General features: G+C 65.2%; 14 protein-coding genes. 10 read left to right on the forward strand and 4 right to left on the reverse strand.

Features of this window, described 5'->3' with window-relative positions; all coding sequences use genetic code 11:
* The first annotated feature begins 80 nt into the window (after positions 1-80).
* Together DQ353_RS16035 and DQ353_RS16040 are read left to right on the forward strand one after the other, a co-directional pair.
* A complete protein-coding gene (locus DQ353_RS16035) occupies positions 81-884 on the forward strand; it encodes a hypothetical protein (RefSeq protein ID WP_113763996.1) in 804 nt (267 codons plus the stop codon).
* 291 nt (positions 885-1,175) lie between these two features.
* On the forward strand, positions 1,176-3,872 hold the full coding sequence (locus DQ353_RS16040) for a helix-turn-helix transcriptional regulator (protein WP_181578442.1): 2,697 nt from the start codon (positions 1,176-1,178) through the stop codon (positions 3,870-3,872).
* Between the two features lie 127 nt (positions 3,873-3,999).
* Here DQ353_RS16040 and DQ353_RS16045 read toward each other — a convergent pair whose 3' ends face one another.
* The gene (locus tag DQ353_RS16045) at positions 4,000-4,776 is read right to left on the reverse strand and encodes an IclR family transcriptional regulator (RefSeq protein ID WP_113764034.1); all 777 of its coding nucleotides are present in this window, start codon (positions 4,774-4,776) and stop codon (positions 4,000-4,002) included.
* A 151-nt stretch (positions 4,777-4,927) separates the two neighbouring features.
* Here DQ353_RS16045 and DQ353_RS16050 point away from each other — a divergent pair, with 151 nt between their 5' ends.
* Genes DQ353_RS16050 through DQ353_RS16060 form a run of 3 tightly spaced genes read left to right on the forward strand, consistent with a single transcriptional unit; the run spans position 4,928 to position 7,454 of the window.
* Complete coding sequence (locus DQ353_RS16050) at positions 4,928-5,632, forward strand: CoA transferase subunit A (RefSeq protein WP_113764000.1); 705 nt, start codon at positions 4,928-4,930, stop codon at positions 5,630-5,632.
* Positions 5,633-5,637: 5 nt separating this feature from the next.
* Positions 5,638-6,288: a CoA transferase subunit B gene (locus DQ353_RS16055; RefSeq protein ID WP_113764003.1), complete on the forward strand. Its 651-nt coding sequence runs from the start codon at positions 5,638-5,640 to the stop codon at positions 6,286-6,288.
* On the forward strand, positions 6,285-7,454 hold the full coding sequence (locus tag DQ353_RS16060) for an acetyl-CoA C-acyltransferase (protein WP_113764005.1): 1,170 nt from the start codon (positions 6,285-6,287) through the stop codon (positions 7,452-7,454). The genes DQ353_RS16055 and DQ353_RS16060 overlap by 4 nt, the downstream gene beginning before the upstream one ends.
* A gap of 96 nt (positions 7,455-7,550) precedes the next feature.
* Here DQ353_RS16060 and DQ353_RS16065 read toward each other — a convergent pair whose 3' ends face one another.
* Entirely contained in the window at positions 7,551-7,829 is a 279-nt protein-coding gene (locus tag DQ353_RS16065; RefSeq protein WP_286166856.1) for a HigA family addiction module antitoxin, read from the reverse strand.
* 15 nt (positions 7,830-7,844) lie between these two features.
* Entirely contained in the window at positions 7,845-8,153 is a 309-nt protein-coding gene (locus DQ353_RS16070) for a type II toxin-antitoxin system RelE/ParE family toxin (protein ID WP_353616702.1), read from the reverse strand.
* Positions 8,154-8,205: 52 nt separating this feature from the next.
* On the opposite strand from DQ353_RS16070, the gene DQ353_RS16075 reads away from it, so the two are divergent.
* The 5 genes from DQ353_RS16075 to DQ353_RS16095 are packed head-to-tail and all read left to right on the forward strand — an operon-like array spanning position 8,206 to position 14,008.
* Positions 8,206-8,856 (forward strand): TetR/AcrR family transcriptional regulator, encoded by a 651-nt coding sequence (locus DQ353_RS16075; RefSeq protein WP_113764036.1) that lies wholly within the window; start codon positions 8,206-8,208, stop codon positions 8,854-8,856.
* Between the two features lie 39 nt (positions 8,857-8,895).
* Positions 8,896-10,506, forward strand: coding sequence for a carboxyl transferase domain-containing protein (locus DQ353_RS16080; protein ID WP_113764012.1), 1,611 nt, complete (start codon positions 8,896-8,898; stop codon positions 10,504-10,506).
* Between the two features lie 54 nt (positions 10,507-10,560).
* Complete coding sequence (locus DQ353_RS16085; protein ID WP_113764014.1) at positions 10,561-12,636, forward strand: acetyl/propionyl/methylcrotonyl-CoA carboxylase subunit alpha; 2,076 nt, start codon at positions 10,561-10,563, stop codon at positions 12,634-12,636.
* Entirely contained in the window at positions 12,633-13,148 is a 516-nt protein-coding gene (locus tag DQ353_RS16090) for a MaoC family dehydratase (protein ID WP_113764016.1), read from the forward strand. Before DQ353_RS16085 ends, DQ353_RS16090 begins: the two co-directional genes overlap by 4 nt.
* A 2-nt stretch (positions 13,149-13,150) precedes the next feature.
* Entirely contained in the window at positions 13,151-14,008 is an 858-nt protein-coding gene (locus DQ353_RS16095) for an HpcH/HpaI aldolase/citrate lyase family protein (protein ID WP_113764018.1), read from the forward strand.
* 404 nt (positions 14,009-14,412) lie between these two features.
* On the opposite strand, the gene DQ353_RS16100 is transcribed toward DQ353_RS16095, so the two are convergent.
* Positions 14,413-14,783, reverse strand: a 371-nt coding sequence (locus tag DQ353_RS16100) for an MBL fold metallo-hydrolase (RefSeq protein WP_146755275.1), incomplete at its 5' end; no start/stop codon positions are given.

The raw sequence follows: 14,783 nt of genomic DNA on the forward strand, positions 1-14,783 counted from the left end.
GGCTACGGCCGCGGCGGAAGGCACCGCTTCACCGTCACCAATCATCCAGCAAGGTCTGTGCAAGGAAAGGAGCAAACACAGTGAATCTGGCAAATGTCATCGCCGAGCCGCAATCCGGCCGGAAGCATGCAGTGATTCTTGACCACCTCGATTACTCCCAGGCGGTGATACTGCAAAACCGTCCCATCCCATGGGAAGATCCCATGGCCTACGCCAACTTCATGGGGCAGGCCCAGGGGCTGCTCAAGCCGGATGCCGCTTTGCTTCACCTCGACCGGTTCTACGGGCACCGAACGGCAACCAGCCAATCCCTGCAAGACGATATGTCAGCCAGAAGCCGGACGGGCTATGCGCTGCGGACCATGCTGGCTGATGCGCAAACCCTTGAGATCGTCATGGGTATCGCCAAGACGTTTTCACAGACTCAACGGGAAGCCGTGGTGTTGCATGTCCCATCTCCCATGGCATGGTTGTCCGTCACTCATGCCTTCTCCGGAAAGGACGACGCCGCGGACCTGGATGCCGATGATGCGGAGAACGCCTCCATGTACGTCGCAGATTGGTTGCGGAATTTCTCCGCGCTTCCTGTTGCCGGAGTCTTGCTCGATGACCGGACACCCGCGGGGTCCGCACGGCTCCCCGCGGTGGGACTCGAGGTCTACACCCCCATCATCAACGTGGCCCAAAACTACCGCTGGACCTTGGGGATCAGGTCGGAGGATTCCGTTGCATTCAGGGAGCCGGAGATCGAAGGCCAGGTGTTGGGCGACGGATTCTGGGGCACTAGCACCTCGCCGCTTCCCGACTCTGGTTTCTATTTTTCCCAGCTGCCTGCCACGGCGGTGCCGGAAGATGTCATAACCGTCATGGCGGGTTTCAAGTAAGGCCTTCGCCGCTGCCAGCCGAGGTGTTGGTCGGTGCGGCACTCATGGGACTGCCCGGTTTTGCTTTGCTCGGTGGCACAAGCAAGGCAAAGCCCCCATGGGCAAGGTCCGTTCCGGATGCGCCCACCAGCGAACTGATAGCATGATCAAAGTCACATGACATGTGTCTATTTTTCGGCCGAACCCAACCCGCAGTCGCGGGTTGGGTGGACGACGTGCATCGAGGAGAGCCAGCAAATGCCTCTGGGCCCGCCAACCGCGGCTACGAAATTCCAGCCACCGACTCCGGTGATGAGCTGGGTGGAGCGCAAGCGCCTCACGGCTGCTCTTGCTGCGGGCGGCAACAAGCGTCTGGCTCTCCTGCATGGCCCTGCCGGATACGGCAAGTCAACACTTGCCGCCCAGTGGGTGGCCGAACTCGCCGACGACAACTACGTCATTGCATGGTTTTCCTTGGACAAGGACGACAACAACACCATCTGGTTCATGTCGCATTTGATCGAGTCCCTGCTCAAGGCCGGAGCGGAACTCGATCCACAGCTGCTCCAACTTCTCCAGGAGCGCCCCGATGATGCGGAGAAGTATGTGGTTCCCTCGATCATCAACGCCCTGGCCGAAAGCGGGCGTCCCACCGTCATCGCACTCGACGACTGGCACCGCATCCTCGACCCGCGCGCCCGCGCGGTACTCGAACGATTGCTGGACGAGGGACCGGAGAGCCTCCGTTTTGTGATCACCAGTCGCACCCGCAACGGGCTCCCCTTGGGGCGCCTGAGTGTACGCGACCAGCTGGTTGAGGTAGATGCAACGTCCCTGCGCTTCGACCACCGCGAGAGCTGGCAACTGCTCGTGGGAATCAACCGACTTGAGCTCACCAGCGATGACATCGACTCCCTCCTTGAATCAACGGACGGGTGGGCCGCCGCACTGCAATTGACTTCGCTGTCGTTGCGCGGGCAAAGCGACGTTTCCGGGATCGTGCGGAAGATTTCCGGAAGGCACCAGGCCATCGGCGAGTACCTTGCGGAGAACGTCCTGGACACCTTGGAACCCGAGGTCCTGGATTTCCTGCTCAGCACCTCCATCACGGAACGGACCTGCGCCGATCTTGCCGCCACCCTTTCCGGCGTCCGGCGCGGCCAGGCCATGCTCGAGGAGGTCCAGGCCCGCGACCTTTTTCTGCAGCCCTTGGACGTGGACGGATCCTGGTATCGTTACCACCACCTTTTCGTGGAGTATCTGAGGAAGAGACTAGAGCGTGACGAACCCGATCGGGTTGCCGAGCTCCACCGGAAAGCGGCACATTGGTATGCCGAGCACAACCACACCAGTGAGGCAGTCGACCACGCCCTGACCGCCGGAGATATCGAGTTTGCTGTTGACGTCGTCGAGTCCGACGCCATGCTCAAGGTCGAACACTCCCAAATGTCGACGCTGCTGGCCATGGTGGAGAAGCTGCCGGCCTCCCGCGTCGGACCACGGCCAAGACTCCAGATGGCAATTGCTTGGGCCAATTGCCTGTTGCACTTCCCGAAAGAATCCCGCATCGCCCTCGAGCAGGCTGAGATCTTGTTGGGGCCGGATTGCGGGCTGGGGACCGAGGATCAGGAAGAACTGAGGCTGGAAGCATTGGTGGTCCGTCGTTGCCTCGAAATGTACGCGGACCAGATAGTACCCACCAATGATTTGAGGGTGTTAGTACTCGAGTCGACAAAACCATTGCGGCCCTGGATCGTTTCTGTTGCGGCCAACATCGCCACCTACGCAGAACTCCAAAAGGGCAGTTTCGCTGCGGCTTTGGCCACGCAGGATGCGGCCCGCGTGGCCCACGACCAAACTTCGGGTCCCTTCAGCGAGGTTTACGGCCACTGTTTTGCCGGTCTTGCCGCATTCGCCCAATTGGATATCGACACCGCCCAGCGGCACCTGGAAGATGCCCTGGAGTTGGGACGCCGTTCTGCCGGCCGGCAGTCGCATGCCGCCAAGTTGGCCGGTGGGCTGCTTGGGGAACTGTTGTATTTGCGCGGTGCCTTTGGCGAAGCGGAAAAGTTGCTTGTCGAAGCCCAGGAATTGGGCGCCCACGCAGGTGTGGCCGACTTCATGATGGCCACCTACAGCACACTTGCCAGGCTACGGGCCTTGCGAGGTGACGTGGAGGGCTCCACCCAGGCCATCGAAGCTGGCGAACAGATTGCGGCGGCCTTGGATCTTCCGCGGCTGTCCACCCGGCTCATGGCGGACAGGGCCAATCTGGGCTTCCCGTGGCAAGACGACGGCCGAACATCGTTTTCCCACCCACACATCACGGATGCAGTGGACGACTCCCGGGAACTTGCAACCCTTGCGTCCATGTTGCTCTCCGGCCAACCCGGCAATGCGTCAACCACCGCGGCTCTTGCCGCGAAGTTGTTGGAACGTCGCCGGGAGCATGGAAACAAGTACGAGATTCTGCATGCCCGGTTGGCACTGGCAGAAGCGTTGCAGGCAGCGGGGCATCAAGAAGAGGCCGAGGCGGAATTCAAGGACGTCTTGACCATTTGCCACGGCTTGGATCTGTCTATGGCGCTGATGGAACGCAGGCAGAATTGCCGCGAACTGCTCCGTTCACTATCCGGCGCCGTGGAATCGGGAGCGTGGGTTCCCAGGGACGCAGCAGCGATCCATGCCTTTATCGGGCGGATCCTGGATCTTGGAAAACTCTTCGGACAGGATAATAGCGGCGCCATTGCGTGGACCAAGGAATTCATGGAACCGGAAACTGCCGCACTTGTACCGGGCCGGCGAGACGCACCAATGCTCTCCGAAAGGGAACAAGAGATCTTGATCCTGGTTGAACGTGGTCTTTCGAACCGGGAAATTGCCCAGTCGCTGTATATCGGCATCAACACGGTCAAGTGGTACCTCAAGAGCCTCTTCGTCACTTTTGGTGTGTCCAATCGCCAGCAATGCGTTGACGCAGCCCGTGAACTCCAGCTCCTGGATCAGTAGGCGCTCCGACGTCCCTTGATGTGCGCAGCCGATAGGACATTACCGCCCAACCACTGCAGGAAGATTTTTCTGAGCGACACTCAGCGACCATGCTGTCTTCTACATCCCGAGAAATAAGGCGGAATGACTACAGTCGCTCACCGCGCAGATTCTTGGACAGCTCGTGCGCGTGGTGCATGAGCAGCCGCCCCATCTCGGGGCGCCGCTCGGACGAGAAACGTGATTCGACCCCGGTCAGACTCAACGCCCAGGCGGGCTGGCCCGCGGCGTCGAAGACCGCGGCACCCATCCCCCAGCTTCCCTCCACGATCAGTGCCGGGTTCTCCGCCCAGCCGCGCTCACGCGTCTCGGCGATGCGCCGGAGCAATTGGTCTGGACCGTGGTCGCTCCCATGCTCTGCGGCCAGATCCCTGCCTTCCAGATAGCGCTCGATGGCCTTCTCGGGCAGGAACGACAGGATCGCCAGCCCCGCCGAGGCCACGCCGAGCGGGAACCGTTTGCCCTCGTAGAGCACGAAGGAGCGGATCGGGAACGCGCCGTCCTGCCGCAGCAGGCACACCGTCTCCTCGCCGCGGCGCACCGACAGGAACGCGCTTTCGCCGGTGGCTTCGGCCAGCGCCGCCACATGCGGCCGGGCAATGTCGGTGATGTCGTAGCGCTCGGCCGCCACCGTGCCCATCAGGTACATTTCCGGGCCCAGCAGCCACAGCCCCGCCTTGTTGTCGTGGTCGCAAAAGCCTTCGGCCGACAGTGCCGCAAGCAGCCGGTGGACCGTAGGCCGCGCCAGCCCGGTGCCTCGTGCGACCTCTGCGGTGGAGATGCCCCTGGGCATCGCGGTGCTCACGGCACGCAGCACCGCGGCCATCCTGCCCACGACCTGGGCGCCGGGAAACGAACTATTCATGCCCATATTATGGACGAGAATCGCCCAACCAGCCACCTATCGAGCAATGCACGTCACATTGCCTCAATTCGTTGACCGGGAGATCGCCAGATCAGTACGGTCAAAGCAGGACAGCGAAACAATCCACATCGTGGACGACGCAAGGAGAATCATGGCAACGAAAGTATTGGCCGACGCCGCGCAGGCCCTGGTCGCCCAGGTGCGCGACGGCATGACCATCGCGGTGGGCGGCTTCGGGCTCAGTGGAATCCCCACCCGATTGATCACCGCCCTGCGCGACTCGGGCGCCACCGGGCTGACCATCGTCTCGAACAACATGGGCGTGGACGGCAAGGGACTGGGACTGCTGCTGGAAAACAAGCAGGTCTCCAAGGTCCTGGCCTCCTATGTGGGCGAAAACAAGCTCTTCGCCCAGCAGTTCCTGAACAACGAACTCGAGGTCGAGTTCGTCCCGCAGGGCACGCTGGCCGAGCGCCTGCGCGCCGGCGGCGCGGGCATCCCCGCCTTCTACACACCCACCGGCGTGGGCACCCCGGTGGCCGAAGGCAAACCGGTCATGACGTTCGACGGCCGCACCGCGATCCTGGAACGCGGCATCGTTGCCGACATCTCCCTGGTCCGCGCCCATGAGGCAGACCGCGAGGGCAACCTGCGGTACCGGATGACCGCACGGAACTTCAACCCGCTGGTCGCTGCCGCGGGCCGCATCACCTTTGCCGAGGTCGAGGTCATCCACGAGGACTACCTGGATCCGTCCCTCGTGGACACCCCCGGCATCTTCGTGCAGCACGTCGTCAAGACCGACGGCGTCAAGGACATCGAACAGCGGACCGTGCGCGTCCGCCAGGAGGCATAGCAAGCATGTGGACACGCGATGAAATGGCAGCAATTGCCGCCAGCGAGCTGACCGACGGCCAATACGTGAACCTGGGCATCGGCATCCCGACCCTGGTGGCCAACAACCTTCCCGAGGGCGTGAACGTCACCCTTCAGTCCGAGAACGGGCTGCTGGGCATGGGCCCCTTCCCCTACGAGGGCGAGGAGGACGCCGACTTGATCAACGCCGGCAAGCAGACCGTCACCCTGCTGCCCGGCGGCAGCTACTTCGATTCCGCCACCTCCTTCGGCATGATCCGCGGCGGGCACGTGGCAACCGCGATCCTCGGTGCCCTGCAGGTCGCCGCCAACGGGGATCTGGCCAACTGGACCATCCCCGGCAAGCTCGTCAAGGGCATGGGCGGCGCCATGGACCTGGTAGCCGGAACCCCGCGCGTCATCGTCATCACCGACCACGTCGCCAAGGACGGGTCGCCCAAGATCGTCGAAACCTGCGGCCTGCCGCTGACCGGGGTCGGCGTGGTGGATAGGATCATCACCGACCGCGCCGTGTTCGACGTGGTTGATTCCGCCCTGGTGCTGCGCGCCATGGCGCCCGGCATCACCATCGAGTCCCTCACCGAGGTCACCGGTGCCCCCTTTGCAGTGGAACTACAGGAAGATATCGCAGCATGAGCGCATTGATCGCCGGGTACGCCCGCACCCCGTTCGCCCGCTTCAACGGGGCCTTCGCCACCGTCCCCGGCACAGCACTGGGAGCCCACGCGGCCGCCGCAGCCCTCGAGCGCGCCGGGATCTCCGCCGAGGACGTCCAGCGGGTCTTCGCCGGACAGGTGCTGCAGGCAGGCGCCGGGCAGAACCCGGCACGGCAGTCCTCCGTGGGAGCCGGCATCGGCTTCAGCGTGCCGGCACTGACGCTGAACGCCGTGTGCCTCTCGGGCACCGAGGCCGTGGTGGCGGGAGCCCGGATGATCGACGCCGGCGAGGCCGACATCGTGGTGGCCATCGGGCAGGAGTCCATGTCGCTGGCGCCCCACGTGCAGCGGGCGCGGGCCGGAACCAAGTACGGCGCCATCGAAATGATCGACACCCTCGAATTCGACGGGCTCACCGACGCCTTCGAGGCCCGCTCCATGGGTTCCTCCACGGAGGACGGCAACACCGCCATGGGCATCAAACGTGCGGAGCAGGACGAGTTCTCCGCCCGCTCGCACCAGCTGGCAGCCGCTGCAGCCGACTTCCACGCCGGTGAGATCGCGCCGTTCACCATCACTTCCCGTCGCGGGGACACCGTAGTGTCCGCCGATGACGGGATCCGTGCCGACACCACGGCCGAGTCGCTGGGCAAGTTGCGCCCGGCCTTCGCCAAGGACGGCACCATCACCGCGGGCAACGCCTCGCAGATCACCGACGGAGCCGCCGCCCTCGTGCTGGTCAGCCAGGCCGCCGCCGAGCGGCTGGGTCTCAAGCCGATGGCCGAGATCGTCTCCCACGCGCTGGTGGCAGGTCCGGACGTGTTGTTGCACGAGCAGCCGGCCAACGCCATCCTTGCCGCGCTGGAGGGCACCGGCATTGCGCCGGCAGACCTGAAGGCCGTCGAAATCAACGAGGCGTTTGCCGCAGTTGGCGTACGCTCCACCGCGAAACTGGGGATTGATCCGGAAATCGTGAACACCAAGGGTGGCGCCATTGCCTTGGGGCACCCGATCGGAGCCTCGGGTGCGCGCATCATCGGCACCCTGGCACGCCAGCTGGCCGAGCTTGGTGCCGGCTCAGTCGGCGCCACCGGAATCTGCGGCGGCGGCGGGCAGGGCAGCGCCGTTATCTTGCGGGCGCTGTAGGCCAAACAGCATCGGGTGTCGCTGGGACATCCGTCGAACACGGGCACTCTCCACATCGCTCAAGAGGCGTGGAAGGTGCCCGTGTTTTCATGCAATTCAGGCAGCGTCAAGCGGCTTCACATGGTGCGTCTTGCCCTCCAGCTCCCGAGCGAGGTCATAGGTCACCTGCATGGCGAGCCAGCCCCGGGCGGTACCGGTTCCGGCAAGTTCCAGCCTGACGGCCAGATTCGGGCTGATGCCGGCACGACCGTTGACTACTCTGCTCAGGGTCACGCGAGCGACACCCAACCTGAGCGCGGCTTCCTCAACGGTGAGGCCGAGTCCGGCGATCACGTCCTCGCGAATGATCTCACCCGGGTGTGGTGGGTTTTTCATCATGGTGTTGTTCCTTCAGTGGTAGTCCTGATAGTCAACGAGTTCGGCGTCTTGCCCAACACATCGGAATGTCACACGCCAGTTGCCGTTGACCCAGATCGAAAAGTATCCGGCAAGGTCGCCCTTGAGCTCGTGCGTGCGGAACGAGGGAATGGCGAGGTCAGCTGGCATCTGCGCAACATCGAGTACACCCAAGATGCGGACGAGTTTTGCCGCCACCGAAGCGCGACAAGGGTGCGACCACTGTGCAGCCGGCTTCGGCGCCCCACGCATTTCCCAATCGAATGATTGACAGTGACCCGCATCACGGTGTTTGCTGGGCATAGGAGCCAATCAATCGATCGGCTCTTGTGCAAACCCGGCAACGGAGCAAATGATGAACATCGGCAAGGTCCAACAGGCCGCAGTGCTGCTCTTTGCGCGGCAGGGATTCGCCGCCACCGGAATCCGCGAGCTGGGCGCGGCCGCCGGCATCAACTCCGCCACGATCTACCACTACACCGGCAGCAAGGAAGAACTCCTGGTGCAAGTGATGCGCACTTGCCTTGATGAGATGATCGTCTCCGGTTCGGCGGCCCTTCGCCTCAGCGCCGAGCCGACCATCCAATTGGCGGCCCTGGTATCGGCCCACGTCGGTTTCACCGCCACCAATCCGCTAACGGCCCGGGTGGCCGAATACGAAATGCGTGTGCTCTCCCCGTTGAACCGCGAGGCAATGCAGAAGTTGCGCGACGACTACGAGTCGCTCTTCGCCCAGGTCGTCGAACGCGGCATCCGTGTTGGAGACTTCAGCACGGAGGACCCGACCATGGCACGCCTCGCCTTGATGGAAATGGGGACCGGAGTCGCCCACTGGTACCGCCCCGACGGTCGGCTGACGCTGTCCGAGGTCCAACACAACTTCGTGATGATGGCCTGCAAGATTCTCTCTGCCGACCGCTCCATGCTGGCGGGCATCAACCTCATCCACCCACCCGTGCAGCTCGCCAGCGAACCGCCGGGAGTTCCCGTTGCCTCCGCCCACTGACACACCATCCCCGACGTTTTCAGCTTCGAAAGAGGATCCATGGAAGCCCTGTCCAGCACGATTGACACCACCGGCCCCGCCTTCCTGAAGAACGCCGCCGAACAAACCCGGCTGGTCGCCGAGCTCAAGTCGCGGCTCGTCACCGCCGCCCTCGGCGGATCGGAAAAATCCCGCCAGCGCCACCTGGACCGCGGCAAGCTCCTGCCGCGCGACCGCGTCAACACCCTGCTCGACGAGGGATCCCCCTTCCTGGAGATCGCTCCGCTCGCGGCCGAGGACATGTATGGAGGAGACTGCCCCGCCGCCGGCATGATCGCCGGCATCGGTCTGGTGCATGGACGCCACGTCCTGGTGATCTCCAACGACGCGACCGTCAAGGGCGGAACCTACTTCCCGATGACCGTGAAGAAGCACCTGCGGGCCCAGGAAATCGCCATGCAAAACGGACTGCCCTGCGTGTACCTCGTTGACTCCGGCGGAGCCTTCCTGCCCATGCAGGACGAGGTTTTCCCCGACCGCGACCACTTCGGGCGCATCTTCTACAACCAGGCCAACCTCTCAGCCCGAAAGATCCCGCAGATCGCCGCCGTACTCGGGTCCTGCACCGCCGGTGGCGCCTACGTCCCGGCCATGAGCGACGAGACGGTCATCGTCCGCAACCAGGGCACCATCTTCCTGGGCGGCCCTCCCCTGGTGAAGGCCGCCATCGGCGAAATCGTCACCGCCGAGGAACTCGGCGGCGGCGACCTGCACGCCAAGACCTCCGGCGTGGTCGACCACCTGGCCGAAAACGATGCGCACGCCTTGCAGATCGTCCGCAACATCATCGAGACCCTGCCGCCGACCCCGGCACCGGCCTGGGACATCGCCGACCAGGTCGCCGAGCCGCTCGAGGATCCGGAAGAACTCTACGGCGCGGTGCCCACCGATGTGAACGCCCCCTATGACGTCCGCGAGGTCATCTCCCGGGTCGTGGACGGCAGCGAATTCCATGAATTCAAGGCCAACTACGGCACGACCCTGGTGACCGGCTTCGCCCGCATCCACGGGCACAAGGTCGGCATCATCGCCAACAACGGCGTGCTCTTCTCCGAGTCCGCCCTCAAGGGTGCCCACTTCATCGAGCTCTGCGACCAGCGCGGCATCCCGCTGGTGTTCCTGCAGAACCTCGCCGGGTTCATGGTGGGCCGAGACTACGAGGCCGACGGCATCGCCAAGCACGGCGCCAAGATGGTCACCGCCGTGGCCACCGCCCGCGTCCCCAAGTTCACCGTCGTCATCGGCGGATCCTTCGGCGCCGGCAACTACTCCATGTGCGGGCGCGCCTACTCGCCGCGCTTCCTGTGGATGTGGCCGGCGGCCCGGATCTCGGTCATGGGCGGCAACCAGGCCTCCTCCGTGCTGGCAACCGTGAAACGCGATGCGATCGAGGGCGCGGGAGACACCTGGAGCGCCGAGGACGAGGAAACCTTCAAGACCCCCATCAAGGAGCAGTACGAATCCCAGGGCAACCCCTACTACTCCACCGCCAGGCTCTGGGACGACGGGGTCATCGACCCGGCCGACACCCGCCGGGTGCTGGGCATGGCCCTTGACGTCGCTTCCCGCCAACCGCTGCCCGAGACAAAGTTCGGCGTCTTCCGCATGTAGGTGCGCTTCGTCCCCTCTTCCTCCTGAAGATCACTTGATTCCAGATAAGGACCAATCGTGACCACCAAACTTTTTGACACGGTGCTCGTGGCCAACCGCGGGGAAATCGCCGTCCGCGTCATCCGCAGTCTCAAGGCCCTGGGCATCCGCTCGGTCGCCGTGTACTCGGACGCCGACGCCGGGGCCCTCCACGTCGCCGAGGCCGATGTGGCCGTGCGCATCGGACCGGGGGCGGCCATCGAAAGCTACCTCAGCATCCCCGCGATCCTGGCGGCCTGCCGCCGCTCCGGCGCCCAGGCCGTGCACCCGGGCTACGGGTTCCTGGCCGAGAACCTCGACTTCGCCCGCGCCCTGGAAGATGCCGGCATCACCTTCATCGGCCCGGATGTCATCTCCATCAACCTCATGGGCGACAAGATCCGCTCCAAGAACCACGTCATGTCCCACGGCGTCCCGGTGGTCCCGGGCATCGCCAAGCCCGGACTGACCAACGAGGAACTCATCGCCGCCGCGGACTCGGTCGGCTACCCGCTGCTGATCAAGCCCTCGGCCGGAGGCGGCGGCAAGGGCATGTTCGTGGTCGAATCCGCAGCCGAGCTGTCCGGAGCCCTGGCCAGCGCCCGCCGGACCGCTGCAAGCGCCTTCGGCGATGACACGCTCTTCCTGGAGCGGCTGGTGCGCAACCCGCGGCACATCGAGGTCCAGGTCCTGGCCGATCGGCACGGCAACACCGTGCACCTGGGCGAGCGCGAATGCTCACTGCAGCGCCGCCACCAGAAGGTCATCGAGGAGGCGCCCTCGCCACTGCTGGAAAACCACGCCGAGGGCGAGCGCATCCGCGCCGAGATCGGCGCCGCGGCCGTCGCCGCCGCCCGCTCCGTGGACTACGTGGGCGCCGGAACCGTGGAGTTCCTGGTCAGCGACGAGAACCCCGGCGAATTCTTCTTCATGGAAATGAACACCCGCCTGCAGGTCGAGCACCCGGTCACCGAGGAAGTTGTCCGCATCAAGAACAGCCGGATCGATCTGGTCGAATGGCAGGTGCGCATTGCCGCCGGCCAGGCCCTGGACTTCACCCAGGACCAGGTCCAGCTGCACGGACACGCGACCGAGGCCCGCGTCTATGCCGAGGATCCCGCGCACGACTTCATGCCCTCGATCGGCACCATTCTCTCGGTCACCGAGGCGGCCGGCGAGCACATCCGCGTCGACTCCTCGCTGCGCGAGGGGCTCGAGATCTCCTCCTTCTACGACCCGATGGTCGCCAAGGTGATTGCCTGGGGAACGGACCGCGCGCAGTCCCTCGCGCGACTGGATCGGGCCCTGGCCTCCACGGTGGTCCTGGGCGTGTTGACCAACATCGAGTACCTGCGCCTGCTGATCACCGACGAGGATGTGGCCGCGGGCCGACTGGACACCAACCTCATCGGACGCAAGATGCCGACCATGGACTTCCGTGCCCCCACCGACGCCGAGCTGGCCCTGGCCGCACATCTTTCCCGCGCCGCACGCGGGCGCACCGAGAGCCCCTGGCAGCGCGGGGACGGCTGGCGCCTAGGCGCACATGTCGGCACCGCCCTGCAAGTCGAGGTCGACCGGCAGACCCGCGCGCTGACCTTCCGCAGCACCGGGTCCGGCTCCGCGGTCACCATCGACGAGACGGATTTCCTGGTGGAAACCGCCGGCCCGGGCCGCTTCTCCATCAACGGGATGGCGCACGGCGTGGCCACGGCTGCCTCCGCCGACGGCACCATCTGGCTGAGCCACGACGGGTGGACCGCCGGCGTGCGGCCGCTTGACCGCGCCGAGGTGCTCGCCCGCGAGCTGGCCGCCATGGACCGCGGCTCCGGGGCCCTGTCTCCTTTGGTCCGCTCCCCCATGCCGGGAACCGTCATCGCAGTACAGGTCAGCGACGGGGAACAGGTGGCGGCCGGACAAGTCCTGGCCACCATCGAGGCCATGAAGATGGAACACCGGATGCTTTCGCCCACCGACGGGATCGTGGACATGGGCCACCTGAAGGCCGGAGACCTGGTCAAGGCCAACCAAATCATTGCCACTGTCACGCTCGTCGAAACCGATGCCTCCGACACCGACATCACCCTCACCGATCTGGAGCACAGCGCATGAGCACCCATAACCCCGAGCGCGTTCAACAACGCGGCTTCTACCTGGACGAGTTGCGCCAGGGCGTCATCTACGCGCACCGCCCCGGGCGCACGCTGACCGAGACCGACAACGTGCTGTTTACCTCGCTGACCATGAACAACCAGGGCCTGCACCTGGACGCGGCCTGGAGCGCCACCCAGCCCTTCGGGCAGCGCCTGGTGAACTCCCTGTTCACCCTGGGAACCATGATCGGCCAGTCGGTGCCGCAGATGACCGAGGGCACCATCATCGGCCAGCTCGGCATCGACGCGGTGAAGTTCCCGCACCCGATGTTCCACGGCGACACGCTCTACACGGAAACCGAGGTCACCGGGATCCGGCTCTCCAACTCCCGTCCCGGGCAGGGCATCGTCACCATGAAACACACCGGGCGGAACCAGGACGGCGTCATCGTGGCCACCGCCACGCGCACCTGCATGATGTGGACCAAGGACGCCCACGCGGCATCCATGAACACCAACGAAGAGGACTAGGCATGCAAAGCTTCAGCATGGGCCCGGCGATCCTGTTCTGCCCGGCGGACCGGCCCGACCGCTACGCCAAGGCACTTGAGCGCGCCGATGCGGTGATCATCGACCTTGAGGACGCGGTGGCCGCCGGCAGCAAGCCGGCCGCCCGCCAGGCCCTGGTCGGGAACCCGCTGGATCCGGATCGCACCATCGTGCGCGTGAACCCGGTCAATACCCCCGACTTCGCCGCGGACATGGCAGCTCTCCGGCAGACCGGGTACCGCACCATCATGCTGGCCAAGACCGAGACCCTCGACGATCTGGCAGCCGTCGCCGGGTTCAACGTGGTGGCCCTGTGCGAGACCGCGCTGGGGGTCCTCAATGCGCCGCAGATCGCCGCCGCGGACAACGTCGTGGCACTGATGTGGGGCGCCGAGGACCTGGTGGCCTCCCTCGGCGGCTCCTCTTCCCGCAAGGCCTCGGGCACCTACCGGGACGTGGCCAGGCAGGCCCGCTCGCAGGTGCTGCTGGCCGCCGGCGCCTTCGGTAAAGTCGCCATCGACTCGGTTTACATCAACATCCCCGACCACGCAGGCTTGCTGGGCGAATCCCTCGACGCAGCGGCCTCGGGCTTCGGCGCCAAGGCCTCGATCCACCCCGGGCAGATGCCGGTCATCCGCCAGGCGTTCTCGCCGTCGGCAGAGCAGGTCGAGCGGGCCACGCGGATCCTGGCCGCGGCGAAGGACGCCGCGGGCGTATTCACGTTCGAGGGGCAGATGGTTGACGAGCCGCTGCTGCGCCATGCCAAGAGGATCATGTCCCTGGCCCCGGGCAATGGATTCGGTTCGCCGCCGGACGGTCCCGGGGACCTGCCGCCTGCCTGACGTCGTGATCGCCATTGCGGGGATCCAGGTCCCTGACAATGATCGGGTCCCTGCGTGGATGGCATGGATCAATTCGTTCGGTGCGTGCAAGGCTCGGGAGAACGGCTGGATGCCAGGGAGGCCGGCCGCTTGGCCGGGATAGCACCTTGCCGGGTTTGCGGAACATCCGCTCCCGGCCGGCCGTGGGCGGAGAGTCCTGTGGGGCTTCCGGGGAGTGGGTGTGCAGGCGGATACCGAAACCATCAAGCAGGCCGACGGGAACGTCCCCGTTCGGGCCTGCTCGGTGGGACATGCCGGGAACCACCGAAAGGCAGCCCTGCTCGGCCAGCCCGGCAAGCGGGCCGTTAAGTGGCAGTGGGAGCCATGCCCCTCGGCACGACTCCCACAACACCAAACCCGGCCGGTCAGTGGCCGCGTTTGATCCACTCGTCCAGGCTCGGTGCCTCGGCCCCGATCGTGGTGGCATCCCCGTGCCCGGTGTTCACCACGGTGCTCGCCGGCAGGGTGAGCAGGCGTTCGCGGATCGAGTCGATGATCGTCTCGAAACTCGAATGGCTGCGCCCGGTGGCACCCGGACCGCCGTGGAACAGCGTGTCCCCGGAAAACACGGTGCCCAGGGACTCCACATGGAAGCAGGTGGAACCGGGCGAGTGCCCGGGGGTGTGCAGGGCCACCAGCGTGGTGCCGGCAACCTCGAACTCCTGCCCGTCGGCGATCCCGGCATCGGCGGTGGTTCCGGGGAACACGTCCTGCCAGAGCATCGTATCGGCCGGGT

Source organism: Arthrobacter sp. AQ5-05, assembly GCF_003287975.1.
Classification (GTDB): Bacteria; Actinomycetota; Actinomycetes; order Actinomycetales; family Micrococcaceae; genus Paeniglutamicibacter.

Bases quoted from the DNA above. Each gene is read 5' to 3' on its own strand.
- DQ353_RS16090 (WP_113764016.1), top strand. From the start codon at position 12,633: ATGAGCACCCATAACCCCGAGCGCGTTCAACAACGCGGCTTCTACCTG.
- DQ353_RS16040 (WP_181578442.1), top strand. From the start codon at position 1,176: ATGAGCTGGGTGGAGCGCAAGCGCCTCACGGCTGCTCTTGCTGCGGGC.
- DQ353_RS16075 (WP_113764036.1), top strand. From the start codon at position 8,206: ATGAACATCGGCAAGGTCCAACAGGCCGCAGTGCTGCTCTTTGCGCGG.
- DQ353_RS16045 (WP_113764034.1), bottom strand. From the start codon at position 4,776: ATGAATAGTTCGTTTCCCGGCGCCCAGGTCGTGGGCAGGATGGCCGCG.
- DQ353_RS16055 (WP_113764003.1), top strand. From the start codon at position 5,638: ATGTGGACACGCGATGAAATGGCAGCAATTGCCGCCAGCGAGCTGACC.
- DQ353_RS16060 (WP_113764005.1), top strand. From the start codon at position 6,285: ATGAGCGCATTGATCGCCGGGTACGCCCGCACCCCGTTCGCCCGCTTC.
- DQ353_RS16050 (WP_113764000.1), top strand. From the start codon at position 4,928: ATGGCAACGAAAGTATTGGCCGACGCCGCGCAGGCCCTGGTCGCCCAG.
- DQ353_RS16095 (WP_113764018.1), top strand. From the start codon at position 13,151: ATGCAAAGCTTCAGCATGGGCCCGGCGATCCTGTTCTGCCCGGCGGAC.
- DQ353_RS16080 (WP_113764012.1), top strand. From the start codon at position 8,896: ATGGAAGCCCTGTCCAGCACGATTGACACCACCGGCCCCGCCTTCCTG.
- DQ353_RS16065 (WP_286166856.1), bottom strand. From the start codon at position 7,829: ATGAAAAACCCACCACACCCGGGTGAGATCATTCGCGAGGACGTGATC.
- DQ353_RS16070 (WP_353616702.1), bottom strand. From the start codon at position 8,153: ATGCCCAGCAAACACCGTGATGCGGGTCACTGTCAATCATTCGATTGG.